This is a genomic window from Nocardia brevicatena NBRC 12119, from assembly GCF_000308495.1.
Lineage (GTDB): Bacteria > Actinomycetota > Actinomycetes > Mycobacteriales > Mycobacteriaceae > Nocardia > Nocardia brevicatena.
The window spans coordinates 104516-124761 of sequence record NZ_BAFU01000053.1 but is presented as its reverse complement, the minus strand read 5'-3'; the positions used below and the strand labels follow the sequence as shown (position 1 = coordinate 124761).

General features: G+C 67.0%; 19 protein-coding genes and 1 pseudogene. 9 read left to right on the top strand and 11 right to left on the bottom strand.

Features of this window, described 5'->3' with window-relative positions:
• Positions 1 to 36 precede the first annotated feature (36 nt).
• The 3 genes from ON20_RS12790 to ON20_RS12780 are packed head-to-tail and all read right to left on the bottom strand — an operon-like array spanning position 37 to position 3924.
• Positions 37 to 858: a YceI family protein gene (locus ON20_RS12790; protein ID WP_040835496.1), complete on the bottom strand. Its 822-nt coding sequence runs from the start codon at positions 856 to 858 to the stop codon at positions 37 to 39.
• A complete protein-coding gene (locus ON20_RS41000) occupies positions 855 to 3440 on the bottom strand; it encodes an MFS transporter (RefSeq protein WP_083864887.1) in 2586 nt (861 codons plus the stop codon). The genes ON20_RS12790 and ON20_RS41000 overlap by 4 nt, the downstream gene beginning before the upstream one ends.
• Positions 3433 to 3924, bottom strand: a complete 492-nt coding sequence (locus ON20_RS12780; protein ID WP_051162321.1) for a MarR family winged helix-turn-helix transcriptional regulator — start codon at positions 3922 to 3924, stop codon at positions 3433 to 3435. The genes ON20_RS41000 and ON20_RS12780 overlap by 8 nt, the downstream gene beginning before the upstream one ends.
• 212 nt (positions 3925 to 4136) lie before the next feature.
• On the opposite strand from ON20_RS12780, the gene ON20_RS12775 reads away from it, so the two are divergent.
• Complete coding sequence (locus tag ON20_RS12775) at positions 4137 to 5684, top strand: MFS transporter (RefSeq protein WP_083864886.1); 1548 nt, start codon at positions 4137 to 4139, stop codon at positions 5682 to 5684.
• Between the two features lie 208 nt (positions 5685 to 5892).
• On the opposite strand, the gene ON20_RS12770 is transcribed toward ON20_RS12775, so the two are convergent.
• Entirely contained in the window at positions 5893 to 6375 is a 483-nt protein-coding gene (locus tag ON20_RS12770) for a MarR family transcriptional regulator (protein WP_040835495.1), read from the bottom strand.
• 627 nt (positions 6376 to 7002) lie between these two features.
• On the opposite strand from ON20_RS12770, the gene ON20_RS12760 reads away from it, so the two are divergent.
• From ON20_RS12760 to ON20_RS12750, 3 genes are all read left to right on the top strand, one after another.
• Positions 7003 to 7698, top strand: a complete 696-nt coding sequence (locus ON20_RS12760; RefSeq protein ID WP_040835493.1) for an NAD(P)-dependent oxidoreductase — start codon at positions 7003 to 7005, stop codon at positions 7696 to 7698.
• Between the two features lie 139 nt (positions 7699 to 7837).
• The gene (locus ON20_RS12755) at positions 7838 to 8506 is read left to right on the top strand and encodes a class I SAM-dependent methyltransferase (RefSeq protein ID WP_051162362.1); all 669 of its coding nucleotides are present in this window, start codon (positions 7838 to 7840) and stop codon (positions 8504 to 8506) included.
• 98 nt (positions 8507 to 8604) lie between these two features.
• Positions 8605 to 9702 (top strand): 4Fe-4S binding protein, encoded by a 1098-nt coding sequence (locus tag ON20_RS12750; RefSeq protein WP_157228826.1) that lies wholly within the window; start codon positions 8605 to 8607, stop codon positions 9700 to 9702.
• On the opposite strand, the gene ON20_RS12745 is transcribed toward ON20_RS12750, so the two are convergent.
• Entirely contained in the window at positions 9699 to 10226 is a 528-nt protein-coding gene (locus tag ON20_RS12745; RefSeq protein ID WP_040835582.1) for a DUF1990 domain-containing protein, read from the bottom strand. The genes ON20_RS12750 and ON20_RS12745 overlap by 4 nt on opposite strands.
• A gap of 239 nt (positions 10227 to 10465) precedes the next feature.
• Between ON20_RS12745 and ON20_RS40995 the strand changes: the two genes are divergently transcribed.
• Positions 10466 to 10738 (top strand): hypothetical protein, encoded by a 273-nt coding sequence (locus ON20_RS40995; protein ID WP_040835491.1) that lies wholly within the window; start codon positions 10466 to 10468, stop codon positions 10736 to 10738.
• Here ON20_RS40995 and ON20_RS12735 read toward each other — a convergent pair.
• Positions 10710 to 11291: a peroxidase-related enzyme gene (locus tag ON20_RS12735; protein ID WP_040835490.1), complete on the bottom strand. Its 582-nt coding sequence runs from the start codon at positions 11289 to 11291 to the stop codon at positions 10710 to 10712. The two genes, ON20_RS40995 and ON20_RS12735, sit on opposite strands and share 29 nt — an antisense overlap.
• Before the next feature lie 268 nt (positions 11292 to 11559).
• Positions 11560 to 12207, bottom strand: coding sequence for a LysE family translocator (locus tag ON20_RS12730; protein WP_040835489.1), 648 nt, complete (start codon positions 12205 to 12207; stop codon positions 11560 to 11562).
• A gap of 714 nt (positions 12208 to 12921) precedes the next feature.
• On the opposite strand from ON20_RS12730, the gene ON20_RS12725 reads away from it, so the two are divergent.
• On the top strand, positions 12922 to 14421 hold the full coding sequence (locus ON20_RS12725) for an MFS transporter (RefSeq protein WP_083864884.1): 1500 nt from the start codon (positions 12922 to 12924) through the stop codon (positions 14419 to 14421).
• A gap of 61 nt (positions 14422 to 14482) precedes the next feature.
• On the opposite strand, the gene ON20_RS12720 is transcribed toward ON20_RS12725, so the two are convergent.
• Both ON20_RS12720 and ON20_RS38830 read right to left on the bottom strand, forming a co-directional pair.
• The gene (locus tag ON20_RS12720) at positions 14483 to 15058 is read right to left on the bottom strand and encodes a GNAT family N-acetyltransferase (RefSeq protein ID WP_040835488.1); all 576 of its coding nucleotides are present in this window, start codon (positions 15056 to 15058) and stop codon (positions 14483 to 14485) included.
• The gene (locus tag ON20_RS38830; protein WP_040835487.1) at positions 15055 to 16392 is read right to left on the bottom strand and encodes a helix-turn-helix domain-containing protein; all 1338 of its coding nucleotides are present in this window, start codon (positions 16390 to 16392) and stop codon (positions 15055 to 15057) included. Before ON20_RS38830 ends, ON20_RS12720 begins: the two co-directional genes overlap by 4 nt.
• Positions 16393 to 16608: 216 nt before the next feature.
• Here ON20_RS38830 and ON20_RS12710 point away from each other — a divergent pair, with 216 nt between their 5' ends.
• Entirely contained in the window at positions 16609 to 16866 is a 258-nt protein-coding gene (locus ON20_RS12710) for a hypothetical protein (protein ID WP_157228817.1), read from the top strand.
• Positions 16863 to 17222 carry a hypothetical protein gene (locus tag ON20_RS12705; protein WP_040835485.1) on the top strand — a complete coding sequence of 120 codons (360 nt, stop codon included), beginning with the start codon at positions 16863 to 16865 and terminating at the stop codon, positions 17220 to 17222. Before ON20_RS12710 ends, ON20_RS12705 begins: the two co-directional genes overlap by 4 nt.
• A gap of 62 nt (positions 17223 to 17284) precedes the next feature.
• On the opposite strand, the pseudogene ON20_RS12700 reads toward ON20_RS12705, so the two are convergent.
• Positions 17285 to 18175, bottom strand: a pseudogene (locus ON20_RS12700) (oxidoreductase).
• Between the two features lie 96 nt (positions 18176 to 18271).
• On the opposite strand from ON20_RS12700, the gene ON20_RS12695 reads away from it, so the two are divergent.
• On the top strand, positions 18272 to 18853 hold the full coding sequence (locus ON20_RS12695; RefSeq protein ID WP_040835484.1) for a TetR/AcrR family transcriptional regulator: 582 nt from the start codon (positions 18272 to 18274) through the stop codon (positions 18851 to 18853).
• 145 nt (positions 18854 to 18998) lie between these two features.
• Here ON20_RS12695 and ON20_RS12690 read toward each other — a convergent pair whose 3' ends face one another.
• Positions 18999 to 20183, bottom strand: coding sequence for an FAD-dependent monooxygenase (locus ON20_RS12690; RefSeq protein WP_040835481.1), 1185 nt, complete (start codon positions 20181 to 20183; stop codon positions 18999 to 19001).
• Positions 20184 to 20246 lie beyond the last annotated feature (63 nt).

The window sequence follows — 20246 nt, the reverse complement described above, 5'->3', positions numbered from 1 at the left end:
GTCGGAAGGCCGGGCAAGGCCGGTTCGTCGTCGGGCCTACATCGCCGGGAGCTGCTCCCCCTGCACTACTTCGATATCCAGTTCGAGCTTGACCGTGGTACCGACGGCGGCCACCCCCGCACGCACCACCGCGTTGTAGTCGATCGCGAAGTCATTGCGGTGCAGGAGTGTCTCGGCGTGGAAGGCGGCGCGAATACCACCCCACGGATCCGGTCCGAAACCACCGTAGATCAGCTCGAGATCGATCGGGCGACGCTGCCCGTGCAGGTTCAGCTCGCCGGGCATCACCCAGGTGTCACCGCCGGTGCGACGCATCCCGTCGCTGGTGAAGGAGATCAGCGGATAACTCTCGACATCCAGGAACTCTGCCGAACGCAGGTGGTTGTCGCGCATCGAGATACCGGTATCGATACTGGCCGCTTTGATCTCGGCGTGGCCGCAGGACCGCTCGAACGGCTCGGCGATATCGAGCCGCCCACTCACCTCGGCGAAACGGGCCTTGATACTCGCGATACCCAGGTGGCGTGCGGTGGCGATCACCGTCGAGTGCACCGGGTCGATCGTCCACGGACCGGGCGGCGGCAGCGCGACCGTGCCCACCATGGATACGAGCGTGATATCACCGAGCGATCCCGCTCCCGTCGAGGAGATCTGGACGGTCCGTGCCAGCGGCTGATACCCCGGGGCGGTGAACACCGCGGTGTGGAAACCCGGCGGCAGTGGCTCTGTGGTCACCACGCCGGTCTCCTCGGCGATCGCGCGCCCGATCTGGCGTCCTCTCATGTCCGTCACGGTCAACACCGCGTTCGGTACCGGCCAGCCCTCGGTGCTGCGCACGTAGGCGGTCAATCCGGTCATGAACGGTCCTCCGTCCCATAGCCGAGTCGCACGTCGTACCCGGCTTCGTCACCGGATACGGTGACCTGCCCGGTAACCGGTGGATAGCCGCGGGCGACGATCGTGTACTGCCCTTCGGGCAGATCGGTCACGACGTAGCGCCCGTTCTCGTCGGTTCGTGCCGTGGCGGTCACATCGCCGGCCGCGTCGAGCACTGTGATCTGGATGTCCTGCACCGCCCGTCCGCCGTCGGCCCGAGCCGACCCGGTGAGCACGGCCATCGGGGTCAGCTCGATATCGCGCCGCAGCAGACCGCTGTCCGGAACGGTGAGGGTGGTGGCGCTGGGCCGCATATGGTCGGCGACGGCCACCAGGGTGTAGATGCCCGGGACCACGCCGTGGCAGACATAGGCCCCGTCGCCCGCCGAGGCGGCGGACCCGACGACCTCGCCGCGCTGGTCGGTCACCGTGACGGTCGCGCCGGCGAGCGGCTCACCGCCGCGGGCCGACCGGACCACACCCGACAGCTCGCCGAGCCCGGTCAGGGTGAGATCCAGCTGCTGCGGCTGCTGCGCCAGCGCCACATTGACAGCCGTGGGCTGATGCCCCGGCGCCGAGACGATCAGCACATAGCTGCCCGCCCGAGGCGCGCCGATCGTATAGCCGCCGTCCGGGGTCCCGGTTGCCCGCGCGACCTGATGGCCGTGCTGGTCGATCAGCGTCAGCGCGGCACCCGGCACGGGCCGGCCATCGTCGCGTCCGATACGGCCTCCGAGCGACCCACCGTCGAGGTCGGCCCCGGAGAACTCGGCGATCGACAGGGCGGGCGCCGGAGCCGCGGCCCCGTACGCGCCGTGTCCGTTCCGTTCGGCCGGGATGTGCCCCGCCATCACACCGACCGGAACTGGTTCGGGCCGTACCTGCGGGGTGTCCTCCCACACCCGTTCCTGGTCCCGACCCGATGAGCCGGCGCCGGCGGCGACCATGGTGTCGAGCTCGGCGAGATCGTCGGGGATCTCCTCCTTCGACTCCATATGGGCCGCCGCGGTGGGATCGGCCGCCGGTTCGATATCGATCGTGCGCCGCAGCGGCCGGTTCGGCAGCAGGGTCGCGGCGATGAACGCCACCGCCGTCGCCACCGCCGCGATGAGGAAGATACGTCCGGTCGCGTCGCCGTAGGCGAAGCGGACGATCTCGGCGATCGGTGCGGGCAGCGCGGCGAGGTTGAGGTTGGCGCCGCCGGACGAGGTGGTGTGGATCCCGAGTTCGGCGAATCGGGCGGTCGACAGTTCGCTCACCCGGGTGGCCAGGACCGAGCCCAGCACGGAGACGCCGATGGCACCGCCGAAGGTGCGGAAGAAGGCGACACTGCTGGATGCAGCGCCGATGTTCTGCACACTCACCGTGTTCTGCACGGCCAGCACCAGGTTCTGCATCATCATGCCGACACCCGCGCCGGTCACGGTGATGAAGGCGCCGATCAGCCACATATGGGTGGCATGGTCCACGGTGGACAGCAGGGCGAAACCCACGACCAACAGCGCGGCACCGCCGACCACGAACCTCTTCCACTTGCCGAACCTGGTGATCAGCGCACCGGAGATCACCGAGGAAACGAGCATACCGGCCACCATCGGCGTCGACAGCAGGCCTGCGGCGGTCGGGGAGTATCCACGCGCCGTCTGGAAGTACTGGCCCAGGAAGGTGGTGGCGCCGAACATGCCGACACCGACGGCGACCGAGGCGATGATCGCCAGGGCGGTGGTGCGTTCGGTGACGATCTTCAGCGGGATGACCGGGTCCTTGACGAGGGCCTCGACCACCACGGTCGCCGCCAGCAGCAGGACACCACCGCCGACATACAGCGCGGACTCGGTGGAGAACCACTCGTAGTATCCGGCCTTACCCGCGAACGAGACCCAGATCAGGAGCACGGACACACCCGCGGTGAGCAGGGTGGCGCCGAGCCAGTCGATCGACACGTTCTTTTTGCGGGTGGTCGGCAGGCGCAGGGTGTGCTGCAGCAGGAGCAGCGCGATCACGGCCAGCGGGACGCAGATGTAGAAGCACCAGCGCCAGCCCAGCGGACTGTCCACGATGACGCCGCCGAGAATCGGTCCGCCGGTCATGGACACCGCCATCACCGCGCCCATATAGCCCGAGTAGCGTCCGCGTTCCCGCGGGGGGATGATGCTGCCGATGATTGCGACGACCAATGCGGTCAGACCGCCCATACCGACACCCTGCAGGGCGCGGGCGGCGAGCAGTAGGGCCACATTGTGCGCGAGACCGGCGATCACCGAGCCCACGACGAAGATGACGATGCTCGTCTGGACCAGCGTCTTCTTGTTGAACAGGTCGGCGAGCTTGCCCCAGATCGGGGTCGAGGCCGCGTTGGTCAGTAGCGCGGTGGTGATGACCCAGGCATAGGCCGTCTGTGAGCCCTGCAGATCGGCGATGATGGTGGGCAGGGCGTTGGCGACGATCGTGGTGCTGAGCAGCGCGGTGAACAGCGCGGCCAACAGCCCGGTCATCGCTTCCAGGATTTCGCGATGGCTCATGACGAGCGGATCGCGAGAGGCGGGCGCCTCGGTATCAGACATCGGTTCTCACTTTCGAAATCTGCTGATTCTCGTCCGCTGCGCCACAGCGAGTTCGAGAGTTGAGGGAGCTCCGGAGCCGGCAAACGAACCGGTACGCCTGTTCTGCCTCCTCCTCGGTCCAGTCGGTCAGGGTTTCCTGCAGGTGCCGGGTGTGGAAGTCCCGGACGCGGTATAGGAGGTCGCGGCCCTCAGGGGTGACCTGAACGAGGGTGGCGCGGCCGTCGCTGGGGTCGGCCTGCCGGCTGATGTAGCCGGCAGCGGCCAGTTCGGTGATATGTCGGCTCATTGCCGACGGCGTGATACGGAGACCGGCCGCGAGGTCGACCTGACGGCAGGGGCCCGCGGTATCAAGGGTGCTGAGGACACCGAGACCGCCCGGCAGGAGTTGGCCCGCGTCCGTGTGGGCCAAGGTAGCGCGAAGCGCTCGGCTGACCAGAAACAGCTCGCCGAGTAGATTCTGCGCGGTATCGGAGGAGATGGGCACGGTGACTCCAAGGGGAATTAGTTTCCTTCGCTAATTAACCATAGTTCAGTTGTTTGCGCTAATCAATTAACCAGTGGCGTCGCTCACTCCCCCACCGGAACACCCGTCCCACCGACCGTGTTACGAGTATGTGCACCGCACGGCTCGGCCCTTCCGGCGCGAATGCCGGCGCACCGATCTTCCCCATGCCCCGAGGCGGCGAAAGGAGCACTATGACGAACCTGGACACGGCGCGACCCGCGGCCGAGCCCGGTGTCGGCTCGTCTCGGGCCTGGTGGGGTCTCGGCGTACTCCTGCTGCCGGTGCTGCTCGTATCGATGGATATGTCGGTGCTGTTCCTGGCCCTGCCCACCCTCACCGTCGATCTCGATCCCACCGCGGCCCAGCAGCTGTGGATTCTCGATATCTACGGTTTCCTGATCGCCGGGCTGCTGATCACCATGGGCAATCTGGGCGACCGGATCGGACGGCGCACCATTCTATTGGTCGGCGCCACTGTGTTCGGAATCGCCTCGGTGCTCGCGGCCTTCGCGCCGAATGCCGCCGTGCTGATCACCGCGCGGGCGCTGATGGGGGCCGGCGGGGCGACTCTGCTGCCGTCCAGCCTGGCGTTGATCTCCACCCTGTTCCCGAACGAGAGGCGGCGTTCCACCGCCATCGGGGTGTGGACCGCGTTCTTCGCGGGCGGATCGGCCGTCGGGCCGATCATCGGCGGATTCCTCCTGCACCACTTCTGGTGGGGTTCGGTGTTCCTGATCAATGTCCCGGTATTGCTGATACTGCTGCTGTTCGGCCCGCTGCTGTTGCCGGAACACCGTGCGAACACCCTCGGCCCCCTGGACCTGCCCAGCGTGGCGCTGTCGATCGGCGGAATCCTGCCCGCCGTGTACGCGGTCAAACACGCCGCCGAGCACGGGCTCGACGCCGAGGCACTGCTGAGCGCGCTGGCCGGCGTCTCGATGCTGACACTGTTCGTGCGCCGGCAGCGGCGGCTGTCGGAACCGCTGCTGGATCTGCGACTGTTCGGCCGGGCACAGTTCTCGGTCGCCATCGGGTCGAGTACGGCGGGCATGATGTCGCTGGCCGGTCTCAGCTATCTGACCAGTATCTGGTTGCAGTCGGTGACCGGCCGCGATCCGCTGGCAGCGGCGCTGCTGGGGATCCCGATGGCGATCACGGTCTTCGTATTCTCCATGACCGGATCGGCGGTGGGGCGTCGGCTGGGTGTGCGATGGGCGTTCGCCTCCGCGCTGGCGGTGGCGGCGGTCGGCAATCTGCTGCTGCTCGGGGTGGGGTTGGACGGCGGCGTCGGCTGGTACATCGCCGGCTCGGCGATCGCCGGTATCGGCTACGGCGTGGTCTTCACCCTGGTCTCGGAGGTTGCGGTCGCGTCGGTACCGCCGGAACGGGCGGGGTCCGCGGTCGGAATCTCCGAGACGAGTTTCGAACTCGGCAATGCCCTCGGGCTGGCGTTGCTGGGGTCGCTGGCGGCGCTGGTGTTCCGGTCCGGCGGTGATTTCGCCCCGACACTCGGCGAGACGATCCAGCATGCCGGATCCGATGCCGCCCTGGTCACCGCGGCGCGAGAATCGTTCGTCACCGGTATCCACGCGGCGCTGACGGCCGGTGCGGCGGTCCTGCTGGCAATGGCGGTAATCGCTTTCCTCCTGGCACGCAACGGCCGCACCGAAAACGAGCGCCACCGGACGACCGGAAACCGAACTCCTGCTGTCGAAGTTCCCCCGGAACAGCACGCATAGCGATACCGGGCCGGTTCTCGCCGGTGAACGGCGGTCTCGAGTCCGCGCGAATACCACGCGGCCGACGAAGCGCCGGCGCCGGGAAATCCGGGCCCCACCGCCTGTCGGCCGCGTGGTGCACCCGTGGCCGAGGTGACAGGCCCCTCCGCGGCAGACGATGAACGTCACGCCGAACAGGGCTTCGGCGTCGACATCGCCCCGGATATGCTCAACCGGCCGCGAGTCGATCGGTCGCGTCCCGCCCGGCCGCGCTGGTGCGTCGGAGGAAGCCGGCGATCAATTCGAGTTCGGCGTCGCTGTAGTCCGCGCAGATCTCATCCATGAGCGTGTTCATACCCGCATAGTGCCGGAACAGTTCCGTGTTGCGGCCGCGCAGCGGACGAACGGTGACGGCACGACGATCGGACAAGTCACGTTCACGAACAACCCACCCTCCGCGTTCCAGCCGATCGAGGATGCCCGTCATGGTGGCGGGATGCAGACCCGCGAGACGGGCGATACCACTGGGACTGAGGGGCCCCTGCCGGTTGACGATGTCGAGGCAATCGAGATCGACATCCTTGAGATCCACCTGAGAACCGACCTGATGGTTCAGCAAAGACATATGTATGCGCAGTTCGCGCAGCGACTCCTTGACGGTCGAGACCAACCGCCTACGCTGTCGGCCCGTTCCCGCGCTCGTCTTTGCCATACTCTCCTCACATAATCCGAGACTCGGATAATACGGTGTATCGATCGTATGCCGCCCGTTCCGGGACCGCCGGAGAGGACCGCGACGGCACCGCGTCCTCGAGTATCGTGGGGGCCGAATCGGCCGAATCGAGCGTCACGACCCGGACCCACGTGGACACAGTGTCCGGATCTCACATCACCGCTGTGACCTTGCAATACGCCGCCGCGGCCTGTTCGAGCACGCGCCCACCGACATCTCCTCCTGCACTGGTGATCGTCGATTTCATCGTTGACCTCCTGACTGCCCGGTGACGGCCGGCCGCATCGGCCCATATGACGGAGCGCGGCCTCCATAACACCGGAATCGGCGCCTCTCGCCACATCCCGGACAAACTTTGCAAAATGTCCTCATTCCCGTATGATACGGATATCATATTATCAGACCTAGATAGGAAATCTATGCGTCTCACTGCCCTGACAACCTCCCCGAGATCCGCCGACACTGTCGCCGCGGGCCATGCGACAAGCGATATCCCGCCCCCGCACCCGACGGACGTGGCGCCATATCCGCCGGCGACCCACGCGCCGATACCCCTGTCGGCGACCACAGGAGACGGCCACAGGTCACAATTCGGAAGGAAAACCCGTGCGTATCATTGTTTTCGGGGCCAACGGCCCCACCGGCCGCTTACTGACCGAGCAGGCGCTCACCGCCGGCCACGAGGTGGTCGCCGTCACTCGCAGAACCGGCGAATTCCCGATCGAACACCCCCACCTGACCACGTTCGAGGGTGACGTACACGTCCCGGCCGCGGTCGACGCGGCCATAGCCGGCGGGAACGCCGTACTGTCGACGCTCGGTGTTCCGTACAGCAGGGACAAGATCACCACCTATTCCGCGGGAGTGGCCAATATCGCCACCGCGATGCGCGGTCACGGGATACGGCGAATCGCGGTCGTCTCCTCCAGCGCGGTGGAACCCCAGTCGTTCGACGACGCCGGGTTCCTGTTCAACCGCGTACTACAGCCCTTTATCGCACGCTATCTGGGCAAAACCCTCTATGACGATATGCGCGCGATGGAAGCCCTGCTCACAGCGTCCGAGCTCGACTGGACGATTGTCCGTCCGAGCGGTCTGTACAACCTGCCGACCGTCACCGACTACACGGTGACCCAGGGGCGAGCCGCGGGCAGGTTCACCTCTCGCGCCGATCTCGCCGCCTCCCTGCTCCGGCTCGCCGAGGACGACCGCTATGTCCATGCGACCGTCAACGTCGCCACGACGTCGAACAATCCGAGCATGCTGGGCCTCATCCGTACCGAGGCCCTCGGAAAGAGCTGATACGCCCGCGGTGATGCGGGGAGCGCCGGCCCGGGACGCCCGACGCTCCTACAGTTCGCTACGAACAGTCCGCGTGCCGCAACGGCCTCGCACTCGCGATGGTCGATGGGTCGAGGGCCGAGTGGAGGAGGAACCGATGATGAACACCCGCGCTTCGAGCGACCGCACCCCGAGCCGGTGGGAGGAGATCACCGCAGCCGATCCGACGCATTCGACGTGGTACGTGGAACGGTTCCGGGCCATGGCCGCGGAGGGTCAGGATATTGTCGGGGAGGCACGGCTGGTCGACGCGATGCTCGGCCGCGGCGCGCGGGTGCTCGACGCGGGCTGCGGACCGGGTCGTCTCGGCGGCTACCTGCACGACGCCGGTCACGTGGTCGTCGGCGTGGATGTCGATCCGGTGCTGATCGCCGCAGCCGAGGAGGACCATCCCGGCCCGACCTGGCTGGTCGGTGATCTCGCCGCACTGGATCTGCCGGCCCGCGGAATCGCGGCGGATTTCGATGTCATCGTATGTGCGGGCAATGTGATGACCTTTCTGGCACCGTCCACCCGGAAAGCCGTGCTGGCGGAGTTCGCGCGTCACCTGACCCCGAACGGCCGGGTGGTCATCGGATTCGGCGCCGGCCGAGGCTACGAGTTCCCGCAGTTCCTCGGCGACGCCACGGCCGGCGGGCTGACGGTGGATCTGCTGCTCTCCACCTGGGACCTGCGCCCGTTCACCGACGACTCCGAGTTCCTGGTGGCGGTGTTCTCGCGCGCGGACCGACCCTCGACCTCGGTCGACAACACATCGACGAGTTCCTGAACCACCCGGTGGACCCGCGATGATTTTCGGCCCTCCGCGAGGTCTATTCCGGTGAGGCCGTTCGGCCTCACCGGAATCAGGAGGGACCGATGTCGACCATGGACCGAAAACCCAAGAGACGGCAGCGCCTCGCCGACCACCCGACAGTCGCACAGGTCACGGCGCATCCACGCCCGGCACCGGCACCGGTTCTGGCCGCCTCCCACCTGCGGCAGATCTGCCTCGAGGCGGGCGCCGACGATGTCGGATTCGTGGCGGTCGACGATCGGCGGGTGGCCGAGGAATTGGAGCACGCGCACGCGATCCTGCCCACCGCACGCACATTCGTCTCGTTCTGCGTGCGGATGAACCGCGACAACCTGCGCAGTCCCATGCGCAGCCTGGCCAATACCGAGTTCAACCACGCCGACGACGAGACCAACGACGTCTCACGCCGCATCACCAGAGCGCTCCAGGACGCCGGATACCGCGCCGTGTACCCGTCACCCGGATACCCGATGGAGGTCGAGCAGTTCCCCGGACGGATCTGGGTGATAGCGCACAAGGTGGTCGCGGAGGCCGCCGGGCTGGGCGTTATGGGCATACACCGCAACGTGATTCACCCGAAGTTCGGTAACTTCATCCTGCTGGGCACCGTGGTCACCGATGCCATCGTCGACGAACCCGGTGCGCCATTGGATTTCAACCCGTGTCTCGAATGCAAGCTGTGCATATCCGCGTGCCCGGTCGGCGCGATCACCGACGGCGACGGATTCGACTTCCAGGCGTGCTACACGCACAATTACCGTGAGTTCATGGGTGGTTTCACCGACTGGGCCGAAACCGTCGCCGACAGCGACAGCCGGGACGAGTACCGGGCGCGGGTGACCACGGGCGAATCGTTTGCGATGTGGCAGAGCCTGTCGTTCAAACCCAACTACAAGGCCGGTTACTGTATGGCCGTGTGCCCGGCGGGCGAGGACGTCGTCGGCGCTTATGTCGACGATCGAAAGGGCCACCTCAACGGGGTCGTACGGCCGTTGCAGAACAAGGCCGAAACCGTCTATGTGCTCCCCGGATCGGCCGCTGAAGAACACGTCACGCGCCGGTTTCCGAACAAGACCCCGAAACCGGTGACCAACGGTTTCCCGGAAGAGGTCAACATCCTTCTCGACCAGATCGGCCCCCGGCCCCGCGCCCGTGATGTACCGGACTAGGACCGGTCGGGCGTGCGGCGCAATGTCGCCAGGTAGGCATAGGCGGCCAAGCGCTGCCCTGCGCGGGTGAGAGGTCCGCCCAGCCGGGTGTACCAGGTTGCCGGGCGGGAGAACGCGGTGATGACCCCGTACACGGTATCGGTGGCGCATTCGTATTCGACGGCGAACAGTTCCTCCCCCGACGCCGGGTGGCCGTCCAGGGTTCCGTAGGCGAAGCCCCGCCGGTCCGGTTCGTCGAGGACATAGATCACCCGGCACGGCGCGTGCAGCGCGATCGGGCCGGCGCCCAGCACGAGAGTTATCGCGGCGCCCGGTTCGGCCACCGGAGTCTGTGCGTGTCCGAGAATGCGCAGGCCGCGCTGTATCCGGTAGGCCAGTACGGCATCGCCGAGGCGGGCGAAATCGCCGCGGCCACGGCCGAGCGGGCGGCGCACCCGCACATGGTGATAGCCCGGCGGCAACGCATCCCGGGTGGCGCCGACTTCCGGATAGGTGAACTGAGGGTGGTCCCGGCGTTCCGACACGGCTCCATTCTGCTCCCCGCCGGCGGATCGGGTATTCGGCTCGGAATACCGCGTCATACGACGTACAGGCGTTTCCTCGATACCCGTACCCAGGACGTCCCCGGTCGGTGACACTCCGAAGAGGGCGAGCCGACCTCGCCGGATACGCGGCAGATCGCCGCTCGGACGAACCGGGGACGGGGTCGCCGCCCACGGTAACGGGCCGGATACCGGACACCGCCGCCCCGAGGAGGGCACCGATGGGTATTGCCCTGACCGACGAACACCGGGAACTCGGTGAGATCGCACGCGCGATCCTGCACGGCCGGAAGGCGCGCCGGGCGGCCCGAGGTCTGCTCGACGCCGCCGAGGAGACCCGCAACCAGATCGCCGAACGAATCCTGGGCGTGCCGCGCGACCCGCTCGTCCGCCGGAAGCCCGGACGGCGCCATCCGGCGCGGCACCGATCCGGCGGCACGTGCCGAATGCCGTCGGCGTGCCGGTCTATTCGAAGAACTGTCGGTCGGGAATGACGTTGAGCGCGACCGTCAACCGATTCGCCGCCGCGAATACGGTGATGACGAGCAGGGCTTCGAAGATCTGCGCCGGTGTGTAGTCGAGCTCTTGGAGTCGCTGGTAATCGGCGTCCGTGACCTCGTGGGTGTGCAGCGCCACCTTGGCGGCGAGTTCGGCGAGCGCCCGCTGCTTATCGGTCAGTTCGGGAACCTCGCGATAGTCCAGGCCGATGCGCGTCGCGAGGATCTTGTCGCCCAATGCCTCGGTCAACGACTTCGTGTGATTGAGACGGCAATACGAGCAACCGTTCTCGGCCGAGGTGACCGTGGCGAGCAGTTCCCTGTCGGCGTAACTCAGCTCTCCACGGGACGGATCGAGCAGCGGGAGGATGTAGTCGATCAGGCGGACGGTATTCTCACCACCGAGTCCCCACGAGTTCGCCCAGTTCGGCAGGTACCCGAGTTGCTTTTCCAGCGCGTCGAATTGAGCCCGCAGCTTCGGCGGTAGGGTGGCGCGGTCGGGTACCGGTAGGCGCGAGATGCGGACGTCGCTGTCGATATGGGTCGTCATGGGTATCTCCTGGTTCTTCGGTTCCGAAGGTCGAATCCCGTCGCGCAGCGTCCGTTCGACCTACGAAACCGGACGTTGATGGGTCCGCGACTCGGTCACACCTGCACATGATGCGGACGCGGGACCATCCGGGACAGGCTTCTGCTCACGGTGAATCAGAAGAGGTGATTCGACCGCGGTCCCGGCCACCGCACCTCGGCTGCCCTGCCTCCGGCATGCCACATCGGCCCGAGTACCACGAATCGATACCTCGGGAGACGTCCGGCGCTCAACGGCTTTCTACTGCCATCCGCACCCCCAGGGCGACGAGTACCGTGCCGCTGACCATATCGAGCCGACGTCGCACCGTGGACCGGCGAAACCAACCGCCGGCGCGGTCGACCAAGGCCGCCAGCATGAGATACAGGACGACCTCGATCGCCACCTGAAGGAGGGCAAGCAACGCGGTCGTGCCGAACAACGGCCACCCGTCCGGCACGAACTGCGGATAGAACGCGATCATGAACGCGGCGGCCTTGGGATTCGCCGGCATCACCACCACGCCCTCGCCGAAGGCCTTGCGCCGGTCCGGCGCCGAGCCGGCCGGGTACTCGAGGCCGGTCTCCGGTGTCACCTGGTACCCGCCACGCCACACCGAACGCCATGCCTTGGCCCCCAGGTACAACAAGAACCCGGCGCCGACGACGCGCAGCACGAAAAACGCGACTTCTGATGCGGCGACCAGGGCCGCCACCCCGGCGGCGGAGCACAGCGCCCACAGGTACAGACCGGTCTCGAGCCCGAGCACCGTCGGCACGGCACCGGCGAATCCGCGCACCGTGGCGCGACGCAGGATCAACGCCATCGCCGGCCCGAGCGAGGCCGAGATCAGTACCACGGCCACGACGAAGGCGGGAATCGAGGCGAGGAGGTCCATGACGGAATGGTGCCGGCGGTGCGGAGCCGGCTCAACCGGTATTCGGCCCGGCAAGCACTGTGCGAGAAGTCGAGAATTGCCCGCCGGGACAGACCGAGGAAATTCGGTGGACCCGATGTCGTATCGTGCTCTAGGGTGCGGATCATGGCTGTGGTCAGTCTGTTTCCGTAAAACGCTCCGATGGGAGCAGGGCTCGACGCTCGGCGGCGCTCAAGCGATATCGTCGCACCTTCCTGCTCTCGGCTCCGATCGACCACCGTTCGCCCGAACGAGAATCGAGACGCCCTATGTCCGCGGGTAATACCTTGTTCCCGACGGCGCGGTTCCCGTACACCCCCCAAATCTCCGGTCTCCAACGAGGCCACCGACAGCGAGCCGGAACCGCTCGCCGGGTTCGCAGCCGACACCCGCGTGGCGGCCCTCGGCGAAGACGCCCTTTTCCTCACCGGATTCGGGGCAGCGCGCCGACGCTTCCCGCGTTACCCGACCGAGCGATCACGACGGACGTCGACCTCGTCCTCGGCCGGTAACGAGAGACGTTCGCGCCCCGGGCTTGCGCGCCCATGGCGGTAGCACGGGCACCGCAAGGCGGACGCGGGTCCTTTCCGCCCGTACCGATGACTTTCGCCGGTGACGGCGGTCCAAGAAAACAACGAGTCCCCCGGTCGCTCCCCGAGCGGAGCTTGACCTGAACCATTGTCGAGGTCGTTGAGTATGAGCATGAAGATCCCACGAAGAACCGCCGACGAGGCCGCCGCCCGCTTAGACTTCGGTGATCCCACCGTGCGCACATTCGCTCAGCTGCTGGTGAACGTGCTGCTGGTGTCGTTCATCAACTTCACGGTCTGGTTCGCCCTCACGTTCTTCGTGTATCTGCGGACCCGCTCCGTCTTCGCGACCGGCATGATCGCCGGCATCTTCCTGGTCGCCATGGCCGGCACGGGAGTGTGGTTCGGCAGCATCGTCGATCACCATCGCAAGAAGACCGTGATGCAGGCATCCGCGCTCGTCTCGCTGGCGATCTACACGACCGGTCTGGTGTTCTACCTGATCACCCCGGCCGAGGAATGGCGCGACCCGGCGAGCGTGCGGCTGTGGATGCTCATCGTGCTCCTCATGGCGGGCGTGATCGCCGGCAATCTGCGGTCCATCGCGCTGCCGACCGTTGTCACGGCCATGTTCGACGAGCGGGTCCGTGACCGGGCCAACGGACTGGTCGGCACGACCAGCGGCGTCTCGCAGCTCGTGACGTCGGTAGCCAGCGCGCTGCTGGTGGGCTGGAACGGCATGCTCGGCGTGCTGGTCCTGTCCGTCGCCGTGCTCGCCGGATCGCTACTCCATCTGCGTCGGCTGCGGCTGCCCGACGCACTGGCCCACGCCGCCGCCGAGGACGAGCCGAAACGCGTGGACGTGCGCGGAACGATCCGGGTGGTCCGCGGAATCCCCGGCATGGTCGCGCTCATCGTGTTCTCGGCCTTGAACAACCTGCTCATGGGCGGGCTCATGGCCCTCATGGACCCCTACGCCCTGTCGATGATGTCGGTCCAGGCCTGGGGCATCATCTGGGGCGCGTTGAGCGGCGTGATGATCGTCGGTGGACTGTTGGTCGCCCGCATCGGGACATCGTCCAATCCGGTGCGGCTGATCCTGCTGACCAATATGGCCCTGTGGGTGGTCACGATGGCGTTCCCACTGCGGGACTCCGTGATCTGGTTGGTCGGCGGGATGGCCATGTTCATGCTGGTCATGCCATTCGTGGAGGCCGCCGAGCAGACCGTGCTGCAGAAGGTCGTGCCGTACGAACGCCAAGGCCGCGTCTTCGGGTTCGCCCAAAGCGTCGAGCAGGCCGCGTCGCCGCTCACCGCGTTCCTGATCAGTCCGATGACCCAGTTCTTCTTCATCCCGTTCATGACCGCCGGATCGGGTGCCCGGTGGATCGGTGACTGGTTCGGCACCGGCGAGGCACGCGGTATGGCGCTGGTATTCGTGCTGCTCGGCGTCTTGGGCCTGCTGTTCACCACCTACGCGCTGTCCAGTAGGCACTACCGCCACCTGAGCCGGAGCTACCGGGACGGCATGGCCGATGCGGATACCGAACAGGAGGCATCCGAGGATCCGGGCACCCACCTCGACACCGAATTCGCCGAACTCACCACGCAGTTGGCCTCGGAACGGCCCGGCACTCCCTGTGGCCTGCCCAGGGAAGCGGCATAACACACCTTCGGCTCGGTGACGTGTGGTGATACCCCGATCTCCGGGTGCTCGACCGGACCGGTCAGAGGGGCAGGTCCCGGATCAGGACGTCGAATGTCGGCGCGTTCCCCCAGCCGGGGAGCAGCGATCCGACGCGCCGCCACCCCCACCTGCGGTACGCGGCGTACGCGCGCTCGTTGTCCGGATCCACCAGCAGGGTCGCGCGCCGCTCCGGACGGCCGCGCAGTAGTTCGTCGTGTAGTTCCCGCGCGATTCCGCGGCCGGTTCGGTCGGCGTGGACCATGATCTCCGAGAGCGCGAACGTGCGTGAGCCGTCCTCGGCGGTGAATGCGGCGTGATCGCCGTCGTCGAGCCGCAAACCGCCCCACCACGCCGTATTCGGACGCAGCGGCCACCCCCAGGACTGTCCGATCGCCGCACCGTCCGCCCACGCCATCACCAGCTCGAATCCCGGTCCCCGATCGGGATGGGTGTAGGCGTCGAAACGGCGCATGAACTCGGCCGGTGTATCGAACGGGTCGCCACCCGAGACGGCGTCGACGTAGGAGTGGCGATAGATGTCCTCGACGGTGTCGCGTAGCTCGCGCGCCTGCGTGGCGCCGTAGCGACGGAATTCGACGGTAGGAGTCTCTGTCACACAGTGATCGCTTTCTGCTCGAGGTTCGCCGAAAGGGTGTCGAAACGGTGCCGGAATTCGGCTCCGCTCGCATCGTCGGCGCGGGATCGCACCGGGGCGAGGGCACGCAGCGGCCTGGCGGACGCGATGGTCTCGAGATCGTCGAGTACCGCCAGCCCCCTGTCGAGGGCGGTACGGATATCGCCGAGGCGGGCCTGCGCGGCAGCGGCGCCGGCCCGCAGACACGCGGTGTTCCGGGGGGCCGATTCCTCGCGAATCGCGGTGTCGAGCAAGGTCGCTGTTCGTTGCCATTCGCCGATATCGCCCCATCCGCGTGCTTCGTGTCCGCGGATTTCGGAGTGGTTGACGAATCGCAGCCACCGTGGGCATTCCTCGATCGGCTCGTAAGCGAGCGCGTGATCCAGTTCGCGCCAGGCGGTCGCTATGGCGCGCCCGAAACCGGCGCGGTCGCCGAGCAATCCGCGCGCTTGTGCCTCGCGGACCGCGATCAGGGCATGGATCCGACCCGGAGGGCGACCATGCATGAGGGTGCGGGCGCGGTCGACGAGTTGGAGGGCGTAGTAAGGGCTGCCGGCGCCGGTACGGGCAAGGGTCAGAGGCTGGTTCGCCGCTGTCAAACAGACATGGACAATCAGATCCTTGTCGTCTGCCTCGGTCCCCAACGCCAGAGCGTCGGCATAGCACCGACGGGCCAGCGGGTGCAGGCCCGAGTCGTAGGCGAGCCAGCCGGTAAGGACGGCGAGATTGCCGGTAGCAGCGGCGAATGCGGTGCCGGAGGCCGTCTCGTAGGTAGCGGTGTCCAGACCGTGTTTCGCCCGCGCAAGCTGCTCGACCGCGAGCCGAACCAATGTGCCACCACCGAGCTGCTGATCCTGCGCACCCAAGTGATCGACACCGGCCCGCAGGCGCCGTACGTCGGCCTGGCCGATGCGCTCGCCGAATTCCCATGCCCCGGTGGTCACCGCAACGCCGGCCACCGTTGCCACCCTTGCGAACTCGCGACGTCTCATGTCACCATCGACCTCCCACTCATACAGGCCAAATCCTCCACTCGGCCACTGTGTCCCCTCTTCACCACAATGCCGGTTCGATCCGGTTTCGGCAGCGATCTCCGCTGTGAAGCGGGCCAACTGATCGCCGTCGAGCCCGCTCAGGATCGTGTCGAGTACCTCCGCCGATCGGCCGCGCACCGGTCGATCCCATGTCGTCCGATGCCATTTCCTGATGGTCGGCAGCTGGTATCCGGTTCGCTCCGCGAACTCCTCCTGCGTCAAACGCAGCGCGGCCGTCCGAAGCGCGCGGACTTCCACCCGTGTCCATCTGCTGACGATCATCCCACCACCCCCTGCTGTCGAAGCCCTCAATGCTCGATACCGGAAGCGTATTACCTCCGGGGCGTTTTCGAGCCTTCAACGAGATCGGCTTTTGCCGGAACCTCGGTGCAGGCCCCGGGCGGCGGGCGATGCCGAACCACGACACACGCGAACCATATGTCGGTGACGCGAGCCCGGCGTCGGGCGCCGGAGCGAACGGATGAGCGGAGGGAACAGGTGGAGCGAGAACAGCACACGACATCCACCGCCTGCGATTGCGGACCGTGGATCACCGTGAGCATGTGCGGGGCCGCCTACGCCCGCGGTATCCGCGGACCGATCGAACAGGTGATGTGCCTGCTGTGCGAGCGAATGGTCGCCGTTGTCGGCGGCAGGATCGTCGAGCACTCGACCGCAGGACCCGACACCTGCGTATGGAGCGGCCTGGGGATAGTCGACGACCGCACACCGCTGCTCGCCGGAGGTATTCGATGACCCTGCCCGACCCGGCCCCCGCGCTCGTCTATCTGCGGGCGGACATCTCCGGAGACCGCTGCCGGTGGGACGAGACGCGGTTGCGCGGCCTGGCGATCCGGCTCGGCTACGAGCCCCGCGCGACCATCGTCGCCACGGCCGCTGCCGAGGGCCGCATAGAACTGCTCTTGCGCGGTGTGGAACTGCACCGGGCCGAAGCGGTGTTCGTGCCCGGACGCGAGCACCTCGACGGGCAGGTCGAGCGGGTGAAAGCCCGCATCGACATCATTGTCGATGTCGACGATATCGAAGCCCGGTGGACGCCGACCATGCGCGCGTTCCACGACAACGACGGCCCTCCCGAGGCATGGCGGTAGGTCGCCGGGTCCTGGTGATCGTTGCGGCTTGGATACGGAGATACGGCCGTTGGATCCACCCATTACTCGGGATAGCCGACGCCGGTCAGTGTTTCGGAAACTTCCCAGAGAGCGGCCTGTCGCCGGGTGTCGTGGGAGTGGGGGCTGGAGTTCACCGGTACGGGATACCCTTGGATTTCGAAAAGTCCTGAAGGACCGTAGTATTCGCCTCCCGACGCGTGTGGATCGGTGGCGGCGCGAAGAGTGGGCAGCGCCCCCATTGCGGGCGTGCGGCCGAAGAGTCGGGCGATGGCCAGGTTCGGCAGACGGAATGCCGCCGGGGAGTAGCGGAAGACCTCGGTGCTCGCCCCACCGGGGTGGGCGGCCAGAGCGATCGCGGGGGTTCCGGCGAGGCGGCGGTCGAGTTCGTAGGTGAACAGAAGGTTGGCGAGTTTCGACTTGGCGTAGGCGTTTCCGGTGGGGTCGGCAGGATCGACGGGGTCGGTGCGGCCGAAGCGGTGGGCGATACTGCCGACCGTGACGATACGGGCGGCGGGGGATGCGAGGATCCGATCGATCAGCAGGCCGGTCAAGGCGAAGTGACCGAGGTGGTTGATCCCGAATTGGATCTCGAACCCGTCCTCGGTGGTGCCGGACAGGCCGGTGACGCCGGCATTGTTGATCAGTAGGTCGATACGGTCGTACCGCCCGCGAACCGTCTCGGCCGCCGCTCGCACCGAGGCGAGACGGGACAGATCCAGCTCCGCGGTGTCGACCGTGGCACCGGGGGCTCATCGAACGATCCGGTTTGCCGCCTCCCCCGCCTTGTCCGAGTTCCGGCAGGCGAGGACAACGGTGGCTCCGTGTTCGGCCAACGCTCGAGCCGTTTCGAGGCCGAGGCCGGTGTTGGCGCCGGTGACGACGGCGACGCGGCCGCGTTGGTCGGGAATATCCGCTTCGGTCCATTTGCTCACTGTGCTTCACTCCTAACATGAACTAGCCGTTCATAGATAAAGTGAACCAATAGTTCATCTTCTACGCAAGTAGCCTGGTACGGAAGGAATCACCAGATGACCGGACAAACCGGACGGCGGGCGGACGCGCTGCGCAATCGCGCGGCGATTCTCGCCGCGACACGCGAACTCGTGATCGGCCGCGGACCCGACGTCGGGATGGACGAGATCGCCGCCGCGGCCGGCGTCGCCGTCGGCACGCTCTACCGGCACTTTCCGACAAAGAAGGACCTGGTCGAGGCGATCGTGACCGAACTGACCACGGCGATCGGGCAATCCCTGGACGCGGCACTCGCCCGCGCCGCCGACGAGCCCGCCTCGGCGGTCGACGAGCTCATCGCTCTCCTACGCAGCGTTGTGCTGGATATGCGGCAGGAACGCTTGTTGAGGTTCGCCGTCACCGGCCTGGCGGACGATCCGTTGCGGCAGGTCCAGGACCATGGCCGCACCGCCGTCGAACGGCTCGTCGCGGCGGCACATCGAGAGGGCTCGCTCTACCCCGATATCACCGCCGACGATGTGGTCCTCCTCCTCGCCACATCACCCGGCGACGACGTGCCGGAAGCCGAACAACTCCGGTGGCTCGCCCTGGCGCTCCGGGCGCTCACACCGAACCCGACACCGATCCCCGAACGATGACCGCGACCGCCCCGCGCAGATTTTCCCGAGTCGCCACGATATGGACCGCCCTCACTGTCGCCGCACCTGTTACCCGGTCCAACCCGGGCCCATGGCGTCATCGCTCACGTGGACGAAACCTCCGACCACACGGCGACCGTGGCCCCTATCGGTTCGACAGATCATCACCGGCGTCCGGCGGTTCCCAGACCATTACCGAGCCCATCCCCCACACGAGGGCGCGGGCCGGTATCAGCCGCAATGCGGCATCCCGAACCATGGAAGCAATCGAATTCCATTGCGCTACACCCCCTATATGGCGAGAACGGGCCGCAATGGACTGGGTGCGAGGGCGCCGAACCCGGTCGTACTCGTCGAGCGCGTCCTCGATATCGCCCGGCCGGTCGAGCAGGACGGCGAGGGTGACGGCGTCCTCGAGCCCCTGGTTCGCACCCTGGCCCATATTCGAGGTCATGGCGTGCGCGGCGTCGCCGAGCAGGGCGACCCGGCCGCGAACGTAGGTCGGCAGCGGGGGCAGCTCGTAGATATCGTGGCGCAGTACATCCTTCTCGTCGACGGCGTCCAGCAACGCCGGAATCGGATCGTGCCACTCGTCGAATCGGCGTCGCAGCTCGGCGAGTTCTCCCCCCGGCCCACGTTGTCCCGCAGCGGCATCGGCCGCTCCGAACATGTACACGCGGCCATCCGCCAACGCGACGATGCCGACCCGCTCACCGTGCCCCCAGGTCTCGCCACCCTCACGCAGCGGCGGCACCGGCCGGGAGGTGATCATCCGCCACGCGGTGTACCCCGCATAGCGCGGCCCGCGCGCATCGGGGCAGACCCAACGCCGGACCGCGCTGTGAATTCCGTCGGCGCCGACGACGAGATCCGCTTCGGACACCCCCGCGCTGTGCACGACCCGGACCCGCCTGCCGACGGTCTCGATTCCCGACACCGCGACCCGTAGGCGTAGCCGCGCGTCGGGGACGGCGCGGTGCAGGATCGCGAACAAGTCGGATCGGGAGATCATCACCGCCTCGCCGTAGCGCCGGACCAGTTCGCCGGTATCGGTCCGGATCAGCCACCTCCCCCCGGGGTCACGGATACCGGAGTCGGTACCCGCTATCGCCTGCTCGCGTACCGCCGCGCCCAGGCCGATCACGTCCAGGGCGCGCAGTCCGTTCGGCCACAGTGTCAATCCCGAGCCCGCTTCGCCGACCGCGTCGGCCCGCTCGAATATCTCCACGTCCCAGCCGCGCCGGCACAGTGCTGCCGCCGTCGCCAGGCCACCGATTCCGGCTCCGGCGACGATTGCCCGTCGTGGGCCTCGGCCGCTGTTCGCACTCATTCGGACCTCCACTACACTTGTAGTCGATGATAACTACAGTTGTAGTCGACTCGGACATGGAAA